At 62.1% G+C, this 19,666-nt stretch carries 16 protein-coding genes; 13 read left to right on the forward strand and 3 right to left on the reverse strand.

Annotated elements, in window-relative coordinates; genetic code table 11:
- Positions 1-39: 39 nt before the first annotated feature.
- Genes urtC through urtE form a run of 3 tightly spaced genes read left to right on the forward strand, consistent with a single transcriptional unit; the run spans position 40 to position 2,643 of the window.
- Positions 40-1,206, forward strand: coding sequence for an urea ABC transporter permease subunit UrtC (urtC, locus tag LGQ03_RS14335; protein ID WP_226748949.1), 1,167 nt, complete (start codon positions 40-42; stop codon positions 1,204-1,206).
- Positions 1,203-1,952, forward strand: coding sequence for an urea ABC transporter ATP-binding protein UrtD (gene urtD / locus LGQ03_RS14340; RefSeq protein ID WP_226748950.1), 750 nt, complete (start codon positions 1,203-1,205; stop codon positions 1,950-1,952). The genes urtC and urtD overlap by 4 nt, the downstream gene beginning before the upstream one ends.
- Positions 1,945-2,643 carry an urea ABC transporter ATP-binding subunit UrtE gene (urtE, locus tag LGQ03_RS14345; RefSeq protein WP_226748951.1) on the forward strand — a complete coding sequence of 233 codons (699 nt, stop codon included), beginning with the start codon at positions 1,945-1,947 and terminating at the stop codon, positions 2,641-2,643. Before urtD ends, urtE begins: the two co-directional genes overlap by 8 nt.
- Before the next feature lie 71 nt (positions 2,644-2,714).
- On the opposite strand, the gene LGQ03_RS14350 is transcribed toward urtE, so the two are convergent.
- Positions 2,715-5,957 (reverse strand): autotransporter family protein, encoded by a 3,243-nt coding sequence (locus LGQ03_RS14350; protein ID WP_226748952.1) that lies wholly within the window; start codon positions 5,955-5,957, stop codon positions 2,715-2,717.
- A 271-nt stretch (positions 5,958-6,228) separates the two neighbouring features.
- On the opposite strand from LGQ03_RS14350, the gene LGQ03_RS14355 reads away from it, so the two are divergent.
- On the forward strand, positions 6,229-7,110 hold the full coding sequence (locus LGQ03_RS14355; protein WP_226748953.1) for a hypothetical protein: 882 nt from the start codon (positions 6,229-6,231) through the stop codon (positions 7,108-7,110).
- Here LGQ03_RS14355 and LGQ03_RS14360 read toward each other — a convergent pair.
- Both LGQ03_RS14360 and LGQ03_RS14365 read right to left on the reverse strand, forming a co-directional pair.
- Positions 7,107-8,210 (reverse strand): TIGR03032 family protein, encoded by a 1,104-nt coding sequence (locus tag LGQ03_RS14360; protein WP_226748954.1) that lies wholly within the window; start codon positions 8,208-8,210, stop codon positions 7,107-7,109. The genes LGQ03_RS14355 and LGQ03_RS14360 overlap by 4 nt on opposite strands.
- Before the next feature lie 88 nt (positions 8,211-8,298).
- Complete coding sequence (locus tag LGQ03_RS14365; RefSeq protein WP_226748955.1) at positions 8,299-9,219, reverse strand: helix-turn-helix domain-containing protein; 921 nt, start codon at positions 9,217-9,219, stop codon at positions 8,299-8,301.
- A 143-nt stretch (positions 9,220-9,362) separates the two neighbouring features.
- Here LGQ03_RS14365 and LGQ03_RS14370 point away from each other — a divergent pair, with 143 nt between their 5' ends.
- The 9 genes from LGQ03_RS14370 to LGQ03_RS14410 all read left to right on the forward strand — a co-directional run bounded on the left by LGQ03_RS14370 (position 9,363) and on the right by LGQ03_RS14410 (position 19,600).
- Positions 9,363-10,748 (forward strand): aldehyde dehydrogenase family protein, encoded by a 1,386-nt coding sequence (locus tag LGQ03_RS14370; protein ID WP_226748956.1) that lies wholly within the window; start codon positions 9,363-9,365, stop codon positions 10,746-10,748.
- A gap of 51 nt (positions 10,749-10,799) precedes the next feature.
- Positions 10,800-11,999, forward strand: a complete 1,200-nt coding sequence (locus LGQ03_RS14375; protein WP_226748957.1) for an amino acid ABC transporter substrate-binding protein — start codon at positions 10,800-10,802, stop codon at positions 11,997-11,999.
- A gap of 63 nt (positions 12,000-12,062) precedes the next feature.
- Complete coding sequence (locus LGQ03_RS14380; RefSeq protein ID WP_090159758.1) at positions 12,063-12,929, forward strand: branched-chain amino acid ABC transporter permease; 867 nt, start codon at positions 12,063-12,065, stop codon at positions 12,927-12,929.
- On the forward strand, positions 12,926-13,861 hold the full coding sequence (locus tag LGQ03_RS14385; protein WP_226748958.1) for a branched-chain amino acid ABC transporter permease: 936 nt from the start codon (positions 12,926-12,928) through the stop codon (positions 13,859-13,861). Before LGQ03_RS14380 ends, LGQ03_RS14385 begins: the two co-directional genes overlap by 4 nt.
- Before the next feature lies 1 nt (position 13,862).
- Positions 13,863-14,594, forward strand: coding sequence for an ABC transporter ATP-binding protein (locus LGQ03_RS14390; RefSeq protein ID WP_226748959.1), 732 nt, complete (start codon positions 13,863-13,865; stop codon positions 14,592-14,594).
- On the forward strand, positions 14,587-15,732 hold the full coding sequence (locus tag LGQ03_RS14395; RefSeq protein ID WP_226748960.1) for an ABC transporter ATP-binding protein: 1,146 nt from the start codon (positions 14,587-14,589) through the stop codon (positions 15,730-15,732). The genes LGQ03_RS14390 and LGQ03_RS14395 overlap by 8 nt, the downstream gene beginning before the upstream one ends.
- Before the next feature lies 1 nt (position 15,733).
- Positions 15,734-17,200: an aldehyde dehydrogenase family protein gene (locus tag LGQ03_RS14400; protein ID WP_226748961.1), complete on the forward strand. Its 1,467-nt coding sequence runs from the start codon at positions 15,734-15,736 to the stop codon at positions 17,198-17,200.
- Positions 17,200-18,006 carry a coniferyl-alcohol dehydrogenase gene (locus tag LGQ03_RS14405; protein WP_226748962.1) on the forward strand — a complete coding sequence of 269 codons (807 nt, stop codon included), beginning with the start codon at positions 17,200-17,202 and terminating at the stop codon, positions 18,004-18,006. The genes LGQ03_RS14400 and LGQ03_RS14405 overlap by 1 nt, the downstream gene beginning before the upstream one ends.
- A gap of 13 nt (positions 18,007-18,019) precedes the next feature.
- Complete coding sequence (locus tag LGQ03_RS14410; protein ID WP_226748963.1) at positions 18,020-19,600, forward strand: flotillin family protein; 1,581 nt, start codon at positions 18,020-18,022, stop codon at positions 19,598-19,600.
- Positions 19,601-19,666: the final 66 nt, after the last annotated feature.

A 19,666-nucleotide genomic window follows, 5' to 3' on the forward strand; every position in this document is an offset into this window, starting at 1 on the left:
GCGCCCCGCGCGGCGCAAAACGATCAAAGGCACCATCGCATGACCCAGGGCTTCATCATCCACAACCGTTCCGTGATGTGGTTCATCGGGCTTCTCGGATTGTTCACCCTCCTCGTGACCCTGGGGTCAGAGGCGATGGGTACGGGCGTCATCTCGACCTCGTTGGTCAAGACATTGGGCAAGACGCTGTGCCTGTGCCTGATCGCCATCGCGATGGATGTGGTCTGGGGCTATTGCGGCATCCTCAGCCTGGGACATTTCGCATTCTTCGGCATCGGCGGCTATGCCATAGGCATGTGGCTGATGTATGCCCGCACCGAAACCATCGTGACCGAAAGCCTCGCACGTCAGGTCATCCCCCCTACCCCGGCAGAGGTTACGGACGCCATCGGCGCGCAGATTTTCGGTGTGGTCGGCAGCTCTGATTTTCCGGTGATCTGGTCCTTTGCCGACAGTCTGATCCTGCAATTGCTGATGGTCGTGCTGGTGCCCGGACTGCTGGCACTGGTGTTCGGCTGGCTGGCATTCCGCAGCCGGGTCACGGGCGTCTATCTGTCGATCCTGACGCAGGCGATGACGCTGGCGCTGTCGCTTTATCTGTTCCAGAACGATTCCGGTCTGCGCGGCAACAACGGCCTGTCGGGCCTGCAGAACATTCCGGGGTTCGAGTCCACGTCACAGGCCACGATCAGCCTCGTCTTTTTCTGGGGCTCGGCGCTGGCGCTTGGTCTGGGTTATATGCTGTTTGCCTTTGTCGTCGGGGGCAAAATGGGCAGCATCGTGCAGGGGATCCGCGATAACGAGGCCCGTGTTCGGTTCCTGGGCTACCGGGTCGAGGGCTACAAACTATTCGTCTTTACACTGACCGCCGTTGTGTCCGGTATCGCGGGCGCGCTGTATTATCCGCAGGCAGGCATCATCAACCCGGCAGAAATCGCACCCATCGCATCGATCTATCTGGCGGTCTGGGTCGCCATCGGCGGGCGCGGGCGGCTTTATGGCGCAGTCATCGGGGCAGCGCTGGTGTCGCTGTTGTCCAGCTGGTTCACGGGCGGCGGTGCGCCGGACGTGAACCTGGGGTTCTACACGGTGCAATGGACCGACTGGTGGCTGGTGCTCTTGGGCGTGTCGTTTGTCTGTGTCACGCTCTTTGCACCCAAGGGCATCGGCGGGCTGTTCGACTATCTGATAAGGAAACCGCGATGATCAGCCTGCTCGAAGTCTCTGGCGTCAGCAAAACATTCGACGGGTTCCGCGCGATCAACAACCTGTCGATCCAGATCAACGAACCCGAACTGCGCGCCATCATCGGCCCCAATGGTGCGGGCAAGACGACGTTCATGGATATCGTCACCGGCAAGACGCGGCCCGACACCGGTCAGGTCCTTTGGGGTGAGCGCAACGAAAGCCTGACCGGCCTGTCAGAGGCCGAAATCGCCAATCGTGGGATCGGGCGCAAGTTCCAGAAACCGACGGTTTTTGAAAACCAGACCGTGCGCCAGAACCTCGCCATGGCGCTGAAAAATCCACGCGGCCCGCTGGCCGCATTGTTTTTCAAGGAACCGCAGACCGATGCAGACCGGATCAACGAAATCGCTGGCGAAATCGGGCTGGCCGATCAACTGCCCCGGCCCGCCGGCGAATTGAGCCACGGGCAAAAACAATGGCTGGAGATCGGAATGCTGCTGGCGCAGGACCCGCGTCTGTTGCTGGTCGATGAACCTGCCGCCGGCATGACCGCCGAAGAACGCGAAAAAACCACCGACATTCTGAAACGCGCGGCACGGACCCGTGCGGTCGTGGTGGTGGAACACGACATGGAATTTGTGCGCCGCCTGAATTGCAAGGTCACGGTGCTGCACGAAGGGCATGTGCTAGCCGAAGGGTCGCTGGATCACGTGACCGCCGATCCCACCGTGATTGATGTCTATCTGGGGCGCTCCGATGCTTGATGTTGCCGACCTGTCACTGAAATACGGGCAAAGCCAGATCCTGTATGACATCTCGCTGACAGCCCCCGCAGGTCAGGTCACGACCGTGATGGGCACCAATGGCGTGGGCAAGACCAGCCTGCTGCGCGCCCTGTCCGGGCGGCATCCCTACAGTGCGGGCACGATCCGGCTGGACGGCGATCCGCTGGTGCATCCCAGTGCGGCACAGGCCGCACGCGCAGGTATCGCCTATGTCCCGCAAGGGCGCGAAGTGTTTTCGATGCTGAGCGTGGCGGAAAATCTGGAAACCGGGTTTGCCTGTCTGCCGCGCAGCGATCATCACGTGCCTGACTGGATCTATGACCTGTTCCCGGTTCTGCGCGACATGCGGCACCGTCGCGGCGGCGACCTGTCGGGGGGACAGCAACAGCAGCTGGCGATCGCGCGGGCGTTGATCACCAAACCCCGTGTCCTGCTGCTGGACGAACCGACCGAAGGCATCCAGCCCAACGTCATCCAGCAGATCGGCCGGGCCATCGTGCAGTTGCGCGATCGTGGCGACCTGGCAATCATCCTGGTGGAACAAAACGTCGATTTTGCGTGGTCGGTCGCGGACAGCTTTGTGATGATCAAACGCGGGGCCGTGTTCCGCAAGCTGTCAAAGTCAGACAGCACCCGCACTGATATCGTCGACTGTCTGTCCCTGTCGTAACGCTCACTGATCCTCGGGCATGAAAAAGGCGGCACCTGATACCAGATGCCGCCCAATCCCGTTGTATGCGATCAGAACCGGATCGTCAGACCGACACCGGCCCGCAGGGCATTGACGTCGTCACCCACGCTACCGCCAAGATTCACGAAACCTTCGACGGCGTCCTCGATCTCGTAGGTCATGTTCATGTCAAGCGACAGCAGATCGTCGGCACCGGATTTCACCGCTGTGTCGAACGCGCCCTCGACACCCGTGATCGTGCCGATCGCATTCGTGTCCTCGCCGGAAATCATGGTGTCGTAGACCATCGTCACGCTGGGGCGCAGGGTCGTGCCCAGCGCATCATAGACGGCCCCGTAGCGCAGACCGATACCGGCATAGACCGCGTCAGAGTCCAGTTCCGCCACGTTGAGGTTCTGCAAACCCGCACCGGTTTCGCTATAGCCGTCGACAGTCGCCTGATAGCCGCGCAGACGCACCAGCGGTGCAAGACGCGCGCCGCTGGTCAGGCCCATTTGCGGTGCCACATCATATGAGGCCTCGACCAGCCCGGACACCGTTTTCACATCCGTTGTGGCCGTCGCGACTGCGGCACCAACGCGGCGCGACAGATCGAACTCAGACGCCGAATAGCCCAGCGCACCCGACAGGCGCAGCGCACCCTGCGCATAGGACCCCGACAGACCAAAGTGCAGATCATCGGAGTCGGCCGCACCCTCTGCGGTGTCCACATTCGTCTGGCTATACCCCAGCCCCAGGTTCAACTGATAGGACGCGGCATCACCGAAGCTGTTGTAGAAACTGACACCCGCCGCGATACCGGTCGACTGCACGTCATAGCCAGACAGCCCGCCGGCATCCTCGACATCGGATTTCTCGGCAAAGGTCGAAAAGAACGTGCTCATGTCGATATCGGTCAGACCGGAGATGCCGGTGGGTTCGGATTTCGTGCTGATGAATTCCGACGTGGCAACGTTCCGGGTCGATGCCGTGCCTTCCACGGCACCGGAACCGACCGTTGGCAGATTAGCCATGGCATCCGAGAATTTCAGACCGGAAAACCCAGCCGATGCACCAGAGGCCGGGCCGTTGGTCTTGTCGGACGCGCCGGGGGCCGCAGGCGCGGGGCCGGCACCGCCGCCCGGCGCTGCCTCTGCGACCGTTGCCGTCAGAACGACACTGCTGCCGTCGTAGACATCCTTGAAATCGACATCGACCAGATTGTCGGTCACGGTGCCAAAGGTGCCGTCGACCCCCTCGTCCGCGACAAGGACCGTCCACGCCAGATCGTCGCCGTTATAGTCGCCAGCCGCTGCCGTCACAGCCAGGGTCGCCGCGTTGCTGATGCGCGCGGCATCGCCTACATCGATCAGGTCGCTGGTGCCATCCGCACGCAGGTTCACCGCAAAGGTGCTGCCAGCCTCGAACGTCACATTGCTGCTAGACGTCAGGGTACCGATCCCGGTGCCTGATCCGGGCGAGACGACCGTGCCGCTGCGGGCGATCAGACTGCCAAAGCCGCCAGCGCCTGTCAGGCGTCCACCGATCAGGTCGATGGCCATTCTGTTGGCAAGCGTCTTGTCCAACTGCACGGTGCCTTCGCGAACGGTCAGATTATCGATTAATTTGCTACTTCCGGTCAGTGTCGCCGTGCCGCTGCCAATCTTTTCAAAAGCGTCAAAACCAAAGAACTGCTCCGACGTCCCTTCTTCGGGTGTGATCATCACCATGTCGTTCATGGCAAACGGTTCCGGTGGGACGGTCTGCAGGTTGATTTCCTTACTGAAATCTTCGCCCACCGGTTTCGGCGAAACCAGCAGGCCCTCGTAGTCGCCACCGATCTTGCCGATGTCAAAGCTCAGATCGCCGTCACCACCCAAGGCCAATACATCGTCCGTGCGCGGACCCGAGACATAGACATTGCCGGTGATGTCATAACCGGACTGAAGTTCGACACGGTTCGCCGGCAGCGTCAAATCTCTTCGGTCGTCAATGATGGCAATGGCAGCGCCTGCTTCGATGTCACTTCCGACGACCCGTCCTGCCACTGTGATATCGGATGCATTCTGAAGGGATACGATGGCGGCAATGCCTTGGCTCGCGTCGACCGAACCGCTTTGCGTGATGCGGATCGTGTTGGTGCCGTCGGCCGTCGGCAATTCGGCGACTTTTGCCTCAGAGCCGGAATTGGAAAAAGCGGGAATATTCTTGCCGACCAGAATGCCATACGGCCCGGAATATGTTGGCGCTCTGCTGGCAGGCCGCGCAACGATATCCCCGGAAATCTCGATATCATGGGACGCGCCATTACTGCGAATACCGGTGGCAGCCGTGATGTTGCTGCCTTCGACGACAGTGATCGTGACGGTTTCAGCACCGTAATTGTCCCGGCTTGATCCCTGACCGGGCCTGTTCAAGATACCATATTTCATCGTCCCCTCGGGCACGGCGATTTCGACGTCTTCCGGCTCCGCTGAACGGGCAACCGTCGGCACCTGGTCCCCGCCTTGGTATCCAATCCCGCCGGTGCCAACCGTGATGTCCACGGACCCACCGGTCGTATAGGTCTGAATGCCGTACTTGCTTGCAGCCAATTGACCTGATCCGGTTTCGATGGCGATGCGGCCACCACGGCTTGTTTCGAGGTTGTAGCTACGATTGTCGACGTTGATGGCATAATCGCCACCGATCACGTTGCCGCTACCCGTCGTGATGCTGACGTCCCCCGTGCGTGTGATCGCGACGGGTTTCTCGATAGACAAATCCAGCGTGTTGGGTTGGAGTATCTCGACGTCGGCCCTCCGTGTCACCGCAATCGCAGATGCTCCGGGAGAGTTCGACCGGATTTCGCCATCGCCTGTCACAATCCGTATATCGCCGGCCACTGCCGCTGCGCTGATCGCGCTGTTGAAGAGTTCGCTGCCAAGGATCGCGCCGTCGACATTGATATCAATAACCGGATCCGAACCCGGAGTATCGGTCACTGCGGTGGCATTTATCGTGCCGTTCAGATTCGATCCCGGCAAGGCGTCGATCTTGACCGTCGATCCCGTCACCCTGATGGCAGTTCCGTTCCCCGGGAAATTGGCACTCGGTTCGACGATGACGTTTACATCTGCCCCTGACTTATCAAGGACCAACGGCTCTCCAAGGTCACCCGCACATGTGTAGGTGCCCGTTGCCGCGTCGAAATCGCAGCCGGCTACCTGCGCCTCGGCCTGTCGCCCGTAGGACACCAGCCCCATTGCCACAACCGACACGGACAGCAGCAGCTGTCCTCGGGTCATTGACGTTCGCGTCTTGAATTCTGACATATGAAATCCTTCTGAAAACACGTCTGAGAGGCCACGCCAGCTGGTTTTTCGAACCGCAGTGCGGCTGGCCCCCGATCAATACAGTGTGACGCTAGCCGCCAGTGCGGACGAAATGGGATGTATCTGTCGGTTTACAGAGGAAATTTTTTCCACGTTGCCCAAGTGACACGTTCAGCGCATCCTCAGGCTGTGCAAGCGATGTGGTCCGTTAATCGGGTTACGAGCGGCCAAACGCGCGCTAGGCTGCAGGCGAAAAGGATAAAACCAGTTTATGGCAGACTTTCGCGCCTTGGCACGCCAGCAACCAGTGGTGCGCCAATACATCAAGCATCGCAAATGGGTCGATCGGGCGGGCGTCATCGCCTATGCGCCCATGCTGCGGACGCCGGTTTTCACGACCGATGTCGCCGGGTTCCGACGTGGGATGCTGAATGGTGCACCTTATGATCTGAACGCGGCGTTTTCCGGAAATCCCTATGCCTTGGTCATGGGATCCAGCCACGTTTTCGGGTTCGGGCTGGACGGTGATGCCCTGACCATTCCGTCACAGGTGGCGGCGCACAGGGGGTTGCCCTGCCTGAATATTTCCTTCCCCGAGGCGCAGCTGCACACGCTGTATGCCGTGGCACTGCGGATCTGCGCGCAGGCCCCCCGCCCGCCTGCGTTCATCGCCCTGATGCCGGGTGGGGCGCTGACACGGTTCGAATTTGTCCGCAGTTGCGACCCCCTGTTCGGGGTGCCTGATTTCCAGACCGTCAAGGCAGACGGTCCCCCGCCCGGCAGCGATCAAGAGACAGCTGCCTATAACGCGCTCAGGGCCTATTCGGCGTTCTGGATCGGCGAATTCGAAATGCTGGCAGCAAGGCACGGTTTCACATTTGTCCTGCACCCCGAATTCACGGCCTTTGAAAAACCGGACCTGTCGGAACATGAAAGCGCCTGCGGTGTGACTGTCGCCCAATCGGATGCCGACCATCTGCGGTTTCAGACCCACCGCCTGCGTTGCGCGGATTACAGGGCATTCGTGATCGGTTTGTTGCGCCCTGCTACACGAGTTGCGCTGTGCGGGGCCGCTGAACTGACCTATCTGGATGAATATCACTATACCGCCGACGGGGCCGCCGTCATCGCGGCAGCGATCGCCCGAGCCTAGGACAGTGCTTTGTCCACCGTGATCAGATGAACGATGTCGGGTGCCGTGAACCCCAGCGACATCGCGCATGACGTCCCCCCGACCACGGCGGTGTCATAAAGCTCGGTCACGGCCCCGTCGATCCGGAACCAGTGGTCAACCTTGCCGGTGCGCAGATCCACGACCTGTACGCCGCACCATGCGTCGCTGTCGGCCTCTTGCAATCGACGATCCAACGCCAGTCCCTCGAACCTTTCGTGGCGGGGTTTCGACAGGCCGATCACCGCATGATGGCCATGAAAGGATAGACCGCGTGCAAACCCGGGCAGGAACTTGATCGGCTGAAATGCCTGATCGGCGGGTGCATCGGTATCGACCCAGCCCAATTCACCCGTGCCGGAGTTCAGCACATACAGACGCCCGTCATGCAGACGCGGCGAATGGGGCATGGACAGGCCGGAACAGACCACGGCACCGCTGTCCACGTCGATCACCACACCGCCGTCCTGCCGCCTGTCGCGCCAGCCGTCGATCGTATCCGATCGGGAACAGGCCGTGACATAGCGCACGCGCCCCGCCTCTGGCGTGCCTGCCTCGCCCATCGCGAGGCCGTTCAGGTGACAGCGGTCCTCTTGCACCAGATCGGACACGAACCCTGGCCGCCAATAGGGGGTGAACGAATGACGATCCGACACCGTTGCCAGACAATTGTAGGACGTATTGGCAAACACGATGCGCCCGTCGTCCAGCATGCCCACGTCATGCACGTCCAGTTCGCCCGTCGTATGCAGCACCCGCGGCACGAACAGACCGTCGAACACGGTATCGGCGACCTCGCCCGGGTGCAGGACATTTTCAAACCGGGTGATCTGAAACAACGTCGCAAGCAGGATCGTGCCGGGTCGCGGCGTCGCCAGCCCCATCGCCTTTTGATAGACACGCTCGTTCACCATCAGGCCACCCGTTTCGGAATTCCGCCCGAGCAGGTAAAATCGGCCCGACTGATAGGATGTGATTGCAACGCAGATGTGCTGGCCTGCACACCAATCCGCAAATCCCGGCGACACCGAATATTGCGTTTCCGGCTGGGTCCCGGGTTCGGTGGCTTGGGCCTGATCCATCGTGTTGCATCCTGTTGCGTCCGGGGAACAGCCTGCGGCATGCGTCCGTGTTCAACAACCCGATTTACGATGACAGCGCAGCATTGCGTCAGGGCCAATCGGCGTAGCTGCGCATCTGGACCGCCGACTTTTTGCCAGCCTGCTGCATCAGCGCCTTGCGAAACGCCCCCGGCGGCATGCCGACCTCACCTTTGAAAAAGGTGCTGAACTGTGGCGTGCTGCGAAATCCCAGGTGATCCGCGATCTGATCCAGCGTCAGGTGCGACCGTTGCAGCAGGGCCTGTGCCTCGAATGTCAGACGGTCCCGGATCAACCGCTGCGGTGACTTGCCCAGCTTGCGTTTGCAGATATCGTGCAACCTGTCCGGCGAAATCCCAAGTTCCGTGGCAAAGCGCGCAACCGGCCACCGTTCGCGCAGGTGCGCCTCGACCAGATGGCGGAACCGTTCCAGCGTCAGGTTCGTCGTTCTGTAGGGGTGATCCTCGATTATCTCGTTCACGCCGGCACGCCATAGCGACACCAGCAAAATACGGATCTGCGCCTCGATAACGGTCTCCATGCCGGTCTGGGCGGCGTCCAGCTCGCGAAAGATCGCGTCGAAACAGGTGGACAAGGTTTGCAGAATGTCAGGCTTGGCCCCGAGCTCCAGTGTAAAGGCCCGCGCCGACATCAGGCGCAGGGCCGCGGCCTCTGGCTTGTGACCGATGGCATTGCTCAGCATGGAATCACCCAGCGTCATGATGACGCCGCTGCTGCCCGCCCGTGCCTTGATCCGCGTCTCGGGCTGTTTGGGGGTCCAGTTGATTGCGGGCCCTGTAATGACCTCTTCCTGATCGGGCGTCATGCGGACCGCCGACCCGGACAATACCATGATGCATTGCACCGGGCGGCCCGGAAAATCCACCAGACCACCCAGGAATCGGTCGGCCAGGCCGCCGCGAAAAACATCGGCATGAACCGTGGCGTGACGCGCCGACAGTGGGGTGCCGCCCCTGAATCCAGAAATCATGACCAGATCATGACATGAAAAGACCGGATATCAATATTTTTTAGCTGCCCCGTTCCAGTAAGCTGTTCGAGCCGCCTTGGGAGGGGCGTGCGCGCAAACCGATGGAGGTCCGTTTGCGCGTCAGGGCAGATTGGGAGGGATACGTGCGGCATCAGGCGTCACAATTCAGTCTGATCACAGGGTCGGATGCCATCGCTGTCGCGGTGGACGGGGCCGTGAACGCAGCTGCCGCCGCCTTTCCGCTGTGGTCGCGCAGATCACCCGCCGACCGTGCAAAGGTGCTGCTGGACATGCGTGCCGCACTCGATGCCAATCGCGACACATTCTACGCGCTGGCCGCCGAAGAGGTGGGGGCCGCACACCCCTGGACCGCCTTCAATATTGACCTGGCCATTGCGCAGTTGACTCATGTGGCAGGACTGGCCCCCGCATTGGCCGACCAGCGCATAGACGATCCGGTCTCGGGCAAACAGTCGATCATCCGCAGGCAGGCCGCTGGCGTCGTGCTGGGCATGGTGCCGTGGAATGCACCGATCACGCTGGGCGTGCGCGCGGTCGCCGGTGCGCTGATGTGCGGCAACACCGTCGTGATGAAAGGGTCGGAACGCTGTCCTAAAACGCATCGGCACCTTGTCGATGTCCTGAACAGTGTCGATCTGCCCGCGGGTGCGCTGACCTGTGTTGTCGGAGAGGCGGAACAGGCCCACGACACCATGGCGCAACTGATCGCGCATCCCTGCATCCGCCGTATCAATTTCACCGGATCGACCCGCGTCGGCCGTGATGTGGCCCTCGCCGCCGCGCGCGACATGAAACCCGTCCTGCTGGAACTGTCCGGCAAGGCCCCGCTGATCGTGCTCGAGGACGCGGATCTGGATGCCGCTGTCGAAGCAGCCTGTTTCGGGGCCTATTTCAACCAGGGTCAGATCTGCATGTCGACGGACTGGATCATTGTCGTCAAAGCCATCGCAGATGAATTCGTCGCGAAGCTTTGTACCCGCGCCGCAGACATCCGCGCAGCAGACCCGGTCAAGGAAACAGCCACGCTGGGCCGCATGATTTCCGCCGATGCCGCCCAGCGCATCCACGGCCTGATCGAGGACGCCGTGTCCAAGGGCGCGCGTCTGCTGGTGGGCGGTCAAATCGACGGTTGCGTGATGCAGCCTGCGCTGCTGGACGGGATCGCGGCCAACATGCGCATTTTCCACGAGGAAACATTCGGCCCCCTGGCCAGCATCATGCGGGTCCAAGACGCCGAAGAGGCCATCTCGATCGCCAATGATTCCGATTTCGGGCTCAATGCCGCCGTCTATTCCCGGGATCAGGACCGCGCAAGCCGCATGGCCGACCGGCTGGAATACGGGGTGGTCCAGATCAATGGGCCAACCGTGCACGATGATCCGGCCATGCCATTCGGGGGCATGAAACACAGCGGCTACGGCCGGTTCGGTGGCCTTGAGGCCATCCACGAATTTACCGAATTGCGCTGGATCGCGACACACAGCGCGGGTCAGACGCCGACACTTTGAAACAACGACGGGCATCCGCCCACACGATCAATTGCAAATGGAGGATACGCAATGAACCGCAGACCATTTCTGAAACTCGTCAGTGCGCTGACCATCGCAAGTGCGCTGGCCGCATCTGCCGCCACGGCCGAAACCATCCGCATCGGTGCTGTGGCCCCCAAAACCGGACCGCTGGCCGGTGGTGCGACCGTCACACAGTGGCCTTCGATCTATCTGTGGGTGGAACAGGTGAACGCTGCTGGCGGCCTGACCGTCGACGGCGAACAGATGATGATCGAACTGATCGAATACGACGACCAGACCAACCCCGGCGAGACGATCAAGGCCGTGCAACGTCTGGCCACGCAGGACGACGCGCATTTCATCATCGCCCCCTATGGCACGGGCCTGAACCTGGCCGCTGCACCGCTGTTCGACCGCTACGGCTATCCGCAGATCGCGGTTTCTGCGATTACCGACCAGCAACCGGAATTGTCCGCGCAGTTCCCCAACATGTTCTTTACCCTGGGCACCACCACCGCGCTGGCCGCCGACGTGGTCAAGGTGCTGACCGACATGCGTGACGCAGGCCAGATGGGCGACCGCGTCGCCATGGTCAACGTGGCCGATGCCTTTGGGATCGAACTGGCCACTGCCGCCAAACCGCTGTTCGAAGAGGCCGGGTTTGAGCTGGTGTACGAGACATCCTACCCGCTGGGCACGCAGGATCTGTCGCCGGTAATCAAGGGGGCCGCAGCCGCTGAACCCGATGCCTTTGTCGCATGGTCCTACCCACCGGACACATTCGGTCTGACCGAACAGGCGATGATCGAAAACCTGGACGTCAAGGCGTTCTACACCGCAGTCGCCACCCCGTTCCCCGGCTATGGCGCACGTTTCGGGGCCGCCGCAGAGGGCGTTCTGGGGGCCGGTGGTGTGAACCCCGAAAGCCCGGCCTTCATGGAATATGCCGCAGCGCACGAAGAAGTCACCGGCGAAAAGCCCGATTACTGGGCCTCGGCCACGACTTATGCCTCGCTGGAAATCCTGGCCCAAGCGATCGAGGCCGTCGGTCTGGACCGCGCTGCCGTCACCGCACATCTGCGCGAAAGCACCTACGAGACCATCCTTGGCCCCATCAGCTTTGACGAGAACAACTCCAACCCTGACTTCTGGACCGTCGGCCAGTGGCAGGGCGGCGTGTTCAAGGGCGTTGCATCGCGTGGCCGCGACGGCACCGTCCCCGTCATCCTGAAGGACGGCTGGGAATAATCCTGCACACCAAATGGGGCGGCGTCCGCGCCGTCCCGCACCGATCAACAGGGGAACACCACTTTGGACATTCTGATCACAGGTATTCTGCTGGGCGGCACCTATGCGCTGATCGCGATGGGCCTGAACCTGCAATACGGCGTTGCCCGGATCATGAATCTGGCCAACGGTGAAATCCTTGTTGCCGGGGGCTATTTCGCGTTCATCGCATACACGGCCACGCAACTCAGCCCGATCCTGACGATCTTTCTGGTGGCACCGCTCGCCTTTGCGCTGAACTGGCTGATCTACCGCCTGATGCTGCAACCGCTGGTCAACCGCGCGAAAAACCGTGGCCAGCTGGAAACCGACAGCATCCTTGCCACCTTTGGCCTGTCGTTCATCGGCGTGGGTCTGATGCTCAGCTTTTTTGGCGGCGATTATTTTTCCTACAGCTTCATGGCTTTCCCGGTCGAGCTGTTGGGCAATACCTACGGGGCCAACCGCGTGCTGTCGTTCGTGATGGCGGTGCTGATCTGTGGCGCCCTGTATCTGTGGCTGAACCGGTCCCGCGCCGGTCTGTCGATCCGCGCGATTGCGACGGCCCCCGCCTCTGCCCGGCTGGTGGGCATTGATGTAAAACACCTGTCGGCGCTGGCCTTTGCGCTGGGCGGCGCTGTCACGGCGGTGGGTGGTGCGCTGATTTCAACCTACCTCACGCTCGATGCCTCGACCGGGGTCGTGTTCACACTCAAGGCGCTGATCATCGTGATCATGGGCGGCGTGGGTGACGTACGCGGCACCATCGTCGCGGCCCTGCTGCTGGGCATCCTGGAAACACTCGTGGCCAGCCTGCTGGACCCCGGCCTGACGCTCGCCGCCGCATACGTGATGTTCCTGGGCATCCTTTTGTTCCGGCCGCAGGGCCTGTTCGGAAAGAAACCGACATGAGCCTGACCGCGACCGATATCCGCAATCTGTGCCTTGCAAGCCTCGTCTTTGCCATCTGCGCGCTGCTGCCCTTGGGCGATCAGGGCTATTGGCTGGGGCTGGGCGTCACCATCGCGATGTTCACAGCCCTCGCGACATCGTGGGCACTGTTTTCAGGGCCGACGCATTACATCAGCCTTGCGACAGCCGCGTTTTTCGGCGTCGGCACCTATGTCACGGGCCTTGGCATCGACACGCTTCCGTTCTGGTCACTGGTGGGGCTGGCCGGGGTCATCGGTGCAGTACTCGCCGCACTCGTAGGCCTTGCGACGCTGCGCCTGTCGGGCGTCTACTTCGTGATCTTCACCCTCGGACTGGCCGAACTGGTGCGGCAGGTCATCACTTGGGTGCAGAACAATTCGGGGCAAAAGGGCCTCTATGTGTTGACCGACCTCGACGAGGCGGGAATCTACTGGTGGCTGCTGGGTCTGTCGGCGGCGGTGTTCCTCACGGGCTGGCTGATCGGGCGGTCGCGGCTGGGGTTCGCGCTGCGGATCATCGGCGATGACGAAACCGTCGCGGCCCATTCCGGCATCAACACGGCGCGCGCCAAGGTGCTGCTGTTCATGGTGCCCGGTGCCGTGGCCGCCATGACCGGTGCGATCCTGGCCCCGCGTTATGTCTATATCGAACCGTCGCTGGCATTCGCGCCGATCCTGTCGTTTCAGGTGGTCATCATGGCGCTGCTGGGCGGTGCATCCCGCCTGTGGGGGCCAGTGCTGGGCGTCATTCCGTTCACGTTCCTGCTCGAGGCCGTGTCGTCCAATTTCCCCAACCAGACCACGCTGGTCATCGGTGTGGCATTCCTGGTGATCGTCTATCTGCTGCCCGGCGGTTTCGTCGGCCTGATGGGGCGGATCAATCGCCACCTGAACACGCGGGAGGGCACATAGCATGAGCACCCCTGTCCTGTCCCTGCGCGGCGTGACCAAACGCTTTGGCGGGCTGGTCGCCGTGAACGCGATGGATTTCGATGTGGCAGAGCGTGAGGTCGTGGGCCTGCTTGGCCCCAACGGGTCCGGCAAATCCACGACCCTGAACCTGATTTCGGGCGCGCTGCCGCTGACGTCGGGCAACGTCTCGCTGTGGGGGAGTCGCATATCCGGCCTGCCCGCGCAGACCATCACCCGCAAGGGCGTCAGTCGCACGTTCCAGCTTGTGCGCCTGTTGCCATCCATGAACGTGCGCGAAAACGTGGTCGCCGGAGCCGTCTTTGGCCATCGCAGGCGCTGGGGACAAGATGCCTGGGACCACGCCGATCAACTGCTGGACAAGGTGGGCCTTGGCGGCAAGGGCGACATGGCGCTGGGGCAGCTGACCTATATCGACACCAAGCGGGTGGAACTGGCGCGCACGCTGGCCAGCGACCCCAAGGTGCTGTTGCTGGATGAATGGCTGGCGGGCCTGAACCCGACCGAACTGCAAATCGGAATCACGCTGATCAAATCGCTGCGCGACGAAGGCCGCACGATCATCCTCGTGGAACACGTCATGGATGCGATCCGGTCGCTGTGTGACCGCTGCGTCGTCATGGCATCGGGCACCAAGATTGCAGAGGGCACACCGACGCAGGTCTTGTCCGACAAGGAAGTCATTCGCGCCTATCTGGGGGACGACGATGCTTGAGATGTCAAACGTCACGGTGCGCTATGGCCAGCACCGGGCGCTGGAAAACGCGCATGTCACCGTGGGCAAAGGCGAGATTGTCGTCATCCTCGGGGCCAATGGCGCTGGCAAATCGACCCTGCTCAAGGCTGCAAGCGGGATTTGCGAAGGTGCCGTGACCGGCGATATTCGCCTTGATGGCACGGCGCTGAACGGGCTGAGCGCGAACCGGATCGTCGATGCGGGACTTGCACTTGTGCCAGAGGGGCGCGGCGTGTTCCCCGACCTGACGGTGCGCGAAAACCTGACGCTGGGGGCCTATGCGCCACGCGCACGCGACGACGAGAAAATGACGCTGGACCGTGTCTACAGCCTGTTTCCGAAACTGGCGGAACGGAGCAGGCAGATCGTCGGCACCATGTCGGGAGGCGAACAGCAGATGGTCGCGATTGGCCGCGCCATGATGTCGAACCCCACCATTCTGACGCTGGACGAACCATCGCTGGGCCTGTCGCCGCTGCTGTCCAAGGAGCTGTTCCAGAACCTCGCCCGGGTGCGCGAACTGGGCATCGGCGTGCTGATGGTTGAACAGAACGCCAAACAATCGCTGGCCATCGCGGATCGCGGATATCTGATCGAAAACGCCCATGTCGTGCATCAGGACAGCGCCGCCAACCTGATGAATGATCCTGCCGTGCAGGCGGCCTACCTGGGCGTCGGCAGCGGCGACGAAAGCGCCGCGACACCGCCCGCGCCCGAGATGCCGGAAACCGTGTCAGAGGCCTTTGCCCTGCGCCCACGCAGCCAGAAAACCATCTCGGCGGACAGTATCCTTGGCCGTTCGGTCGATGATCTGGTCGCGGCGGCGGGACGTCAAAGCGTGGCCGCCACAATACAAAAGCGGCCTGACCAAAAGCAGGCACAAACAGCAACGGTGCCGACGGATCGGCTGGCTGCCGCCCTCGCCGACATCGAACGCAGCGCACGGGCCGCCCGCAACCGTCCCAAGCCGCAGCCACGACCTGACCGCTATGCGCCGTCGCCGCCCCCTGCCCCACCGACCGAGGCGAAGCCACGCCCCGTGATCGAAGTGTACCGCGCCCCGCGCGTCGAAGTGTACCGCCGCCAACCCGACGGCAGCGGATTTGAAAGGAAATAGGATGCGCGATTCACAGACCCAGATCAAAGGCATGTTCATCGGCGGCAACTGGGTGTCCTCGAACACCACGTTCGATGACATCAACCCGTCCACGGGCGCTGTCTGGGCGCAGATCCCCGACGGCGGTCGCGCCGAGGCACGCGATGCGATCAATGCAGCACAAGCAGCCTTTCCAGCTTGGGCAGGCCTGCATTTTCAGGACCGCGCCCGCATCCTGCTGCGCGCCGCCGACGTCTGGGAGGCACGCAAGGCCGATTTCGTTGCCGCCGCACAGGCCGAAGGCGGCGGTTGGTTCGGCAAGGGCATGTTCGAGGCGGGCTATGTCCCAGAAGTATTCCGCGCCGCAGCCGCCATGTGCTATAACGCGGTGGGTGAAATGCTGCCGTCGCAACACGGCAAGGTGTCGATGGTCGAACGGACCCCGATGGGCGTGATCAGCGTCATCAGCCCGTGGAACATGCCCGGCATCCTGACCTCGCGCGGATTTGCCTTTCCGCTCGCAGCTGGCAACACGATCGTGCTGAAACCGTCAGAGGACACGCCCTATGCGGGCGGTCTGTTCTTTGCCGAAATCATGCAAGAGGCGGGCATCCCCAAGGGCGTGTTCAACGTCGTGACTTGTTCGCGCGAACGCGTGGGGGAAATGGGCGACGAGTTGGTGGAAAACCCTTTGGTCAAGGGAATCTCTTTCACCGGTTCCACCCCGGTGGGTCGCCAGATCGCGGCCAAGGCGGGCGCGCACCTGAAAAAGGCCTGTGTCGAACTGGGTGGCAAGGACAGCCTGATCGTGCTGGAAGACGCCGACATGGATCGTGCGACCTCTGCCGCGAGTTTCGGCAGCTTCATGCATCAGGGCCAGATCTGCATGTCGGTCGAAAAGGTGCTGGTTCACGAAAGCATCTACGCCGATTTCCTGCGCCAGTTCGTCGCCCGCGCGGCCAAGCTGAAAACCGGCGACACGGCGGACAAGGCCAATGTGATCGGTCCCCTGATCAACGACCGCCAGGTCGAACGGGTGAAATTCCAGATCGAGGATGCGCTTGCCAAGGGGGCCAAGGCGGTTCTGGGCGGTCGCGTCTGGGACAGGTTCGTGGAACCCACGATCCTGACCAACGTGACCCCGGATATGGCGGTCTGGCAGGACGAAACCTTTGGTCCCGTGGCGGTCGTCGTCCCGTTCAGCACGGACGCAGAGGCCATCGCCCTAAACAATGACACCGAATACGGACTGAGCTCGGGCATCATCACTGCCGACGAAAACCGCGCGCTGGACATGTCGCGCAAGCTGGAAACCGGGATGTGCCATGTGAACTGTTCGTCGGTGAATGACGAACCGCACGTGCCGTTCGGCGGCAGCAAGGCGTCGGGTGTGGGCAAACACGGGGGGAAATGGTCGATGGAAACCTTTACCGAAACGCGCTGGATCACGCTTGATCGCGGCGGCCGTCCGTTCCCGCCGGTGTTCTGATGGGCTGGGAACGCGCACCCCTGCTGCGGGGCAAAACGATTGTCGTCACCGGATCGGCGTCCGGTATCGGGCTGGAAACCGCACGGGTCTGCACGGCGATGGGGGCCCGCGTGCTGGGGATCGACGTGACAAAACGGTTCGACCATGTCGAGGAATTCTACCGGGCCGATCTGTCTGACGGGGCCACCATCGACGCGCTGATCGACGCCCTGCCGGACGGCATCGACGGGCTGGCCAATATCGCGGGCCTGCCGCCCACCGCCCCGGCGGACAAGGTGCTGGCGGTCAACCTTTTTGGCCTGAAACACCTGACACAGGGTCTGATCGCGAAAATGAACGACGGGGCCAGTATCGTGAACCTTGCCTCGCTCGCGGGCTTCGGATGGGCTGACGCGATCCCCGCGATCCGTGCCAGCGAGGGCGTGCATGTGGACGATGCGGCGCGCTTTGCCGAGGCGCATCAGATCAGCAACGCAGGCGGGCGCAGCTACTTTTTCTCCAAGGAAGCGCTGATCGCCTGGACGTTGCAGAACCGCTGGACCTGGCGCGAGCGCGGCATCCGCATGAACACGGTCAGCCCCGGCCCGGTCGATACGCCGATCCTGGGGGATTTTCTGGAAACCCTGGGTGCCCGCGCCGAGGAAGACGCCCGCATCATGGACCGGCCCGGCACGCCGGCCGACCTCGCGCCCATCATCGCATTTCTGCTGTCGGACATGACCACCTGGATCCGCGGCACCAACATCCCCGCCGACGGCGGCATGTCATCAAACATCCTGTGCGACATGCACGGGCTGTCATCATAAGGGAGGCCACATCATGTCTGCACTGGCTTGGATCATCATCATCCTCATCGTGGCGGCGATCATCATTGCGCTGGCCGCGTCATTCTACCAGCGCGCCACGAACGAGGTCGCACTGGTGCGCACCGGTCTTGGTGGCCGCCGCGTCGTGATCGACGGCGGCACATTGGCGATCCCCTATTTTCATGAAATCAACCGCGTCAACATGCAGACCCTGCGCATGGACGTGGCCAGGTCCGGTGAATCGTCGCTGATCACCAAGGACCGCCTGCGCGTTGACGTCGGCGCTGAATTCTATGCCAGCGTCTCGCCCAACGACGACGCGGTCACACGGGCGGCACAGACGCTGGGCAACCGCGTTTTCCAGCCAGACCAGCTCAAGGGTCTGATCGACGGCATGATGATCGACGCGCTGCGGTCGGTGGCCGCACAGATGACGATGGACGAACTGCATGAAAACCGCGCCAGTTTCGTCAAACAGGTGCGCGAGGCGCTGACCGATACGCTGGCGAACTACGGTTTGCAGCTGGATTCCGTGTCGTTGACCGCGCTCGACCAGACCCCGTTTGCAGCGCTGGATGAAAACAACGCCTTCAATGCGGTCGGCATGCGAAAGCTGGCCGAAGTCATCGCCAAGTCAAAGAAGGAACGCGCCGAGATCGAAGGCGACAGCCAGGTCAGCGTCGCCCGCGCCGCAATGGAATCCGAACGGCGCAAACTGGAAATCAACCTTGACCAGCGCCGGGCCGAAATCGCGCAGACGCAGGAAATCGAAACCCTGATCGCGGCGCAACTGTCCGAAATCGCTGCGCGCAAGGCCGACAGCGAACGCAGCGCAGCACAGGCCCGGATTCAGATGGAACAGGACATCGCCGCCGCCGATATCGCCAAGGAACAGGCCCTGCGCCAGGCGGAAATCGCCCAGGCGCTGGCACTCGACATGGCCGAGCAGGACAGCCACATTTCGCGCGCCGCCAAATCCCAGGAAGAAAGCCGCGCCCAGACCGAGGCCGACACGGCGCGGATCGCAGCCGTCGAGGCGGCAGAGGCGCTGTTGACCGCCCGGCAGATGGCCGAGGCTGAACGCCGCAAGGCCTTGGCCCTGATTGCAGCACAGGAACAAGCCGAGGCGACAGCCGCCCGCGCCCGGATCATGGCCGCAAGCGACAAGGCCACCGCCGCGGACAAGACGGCTGCCAAACGCGAAGAGGCCGAGGCGATCAAGGCCGTCAGACTGGCCGAGACAGAGGCGCATCTGGCTCAGATCAATGCCGAAAATGCGCGTTCAGAGGCGCAGGTCGCCATGGAACTGGAACTGGCCAGACTGGGTGCCTTGCCAAAGATCCTGTCCGAAATGGTCAAACCGGCAGAAAAGATCACCGGTATTTCGATCAACCAGATGACCGGTCTTGATCGCAGCACCGGCAATTCAGCGTCGTCGCCAATCAATCAGACGGTCGACGCGATCATGGATATGGCCGTGTCTCTGCCCGCGCTGCAAAAACTGGGGGAATCCATCGGCGTCAACGTCGATGCGACCCTGACAAGGCCGCAGTCATCTACGGGCAAAAGATCGCCAGAGACTGGCGCGACCTGATGCACAAGTGGACTGCACGCGCGGGAATGGCCCGATCATGACACCTCTAGCGCACTGTCGTTGAAT

This window comes from Loktanella gaetbuli (assembly GCF_020531945.1).
In the GTDB taxonomy this organism is placed as follows: Bacteria; Pseudomonadota; Alphaproteobacteria; order Rhodobacterales; family Rhodobacteraceae; genus Loktanella; species Loktanella gaetbuli.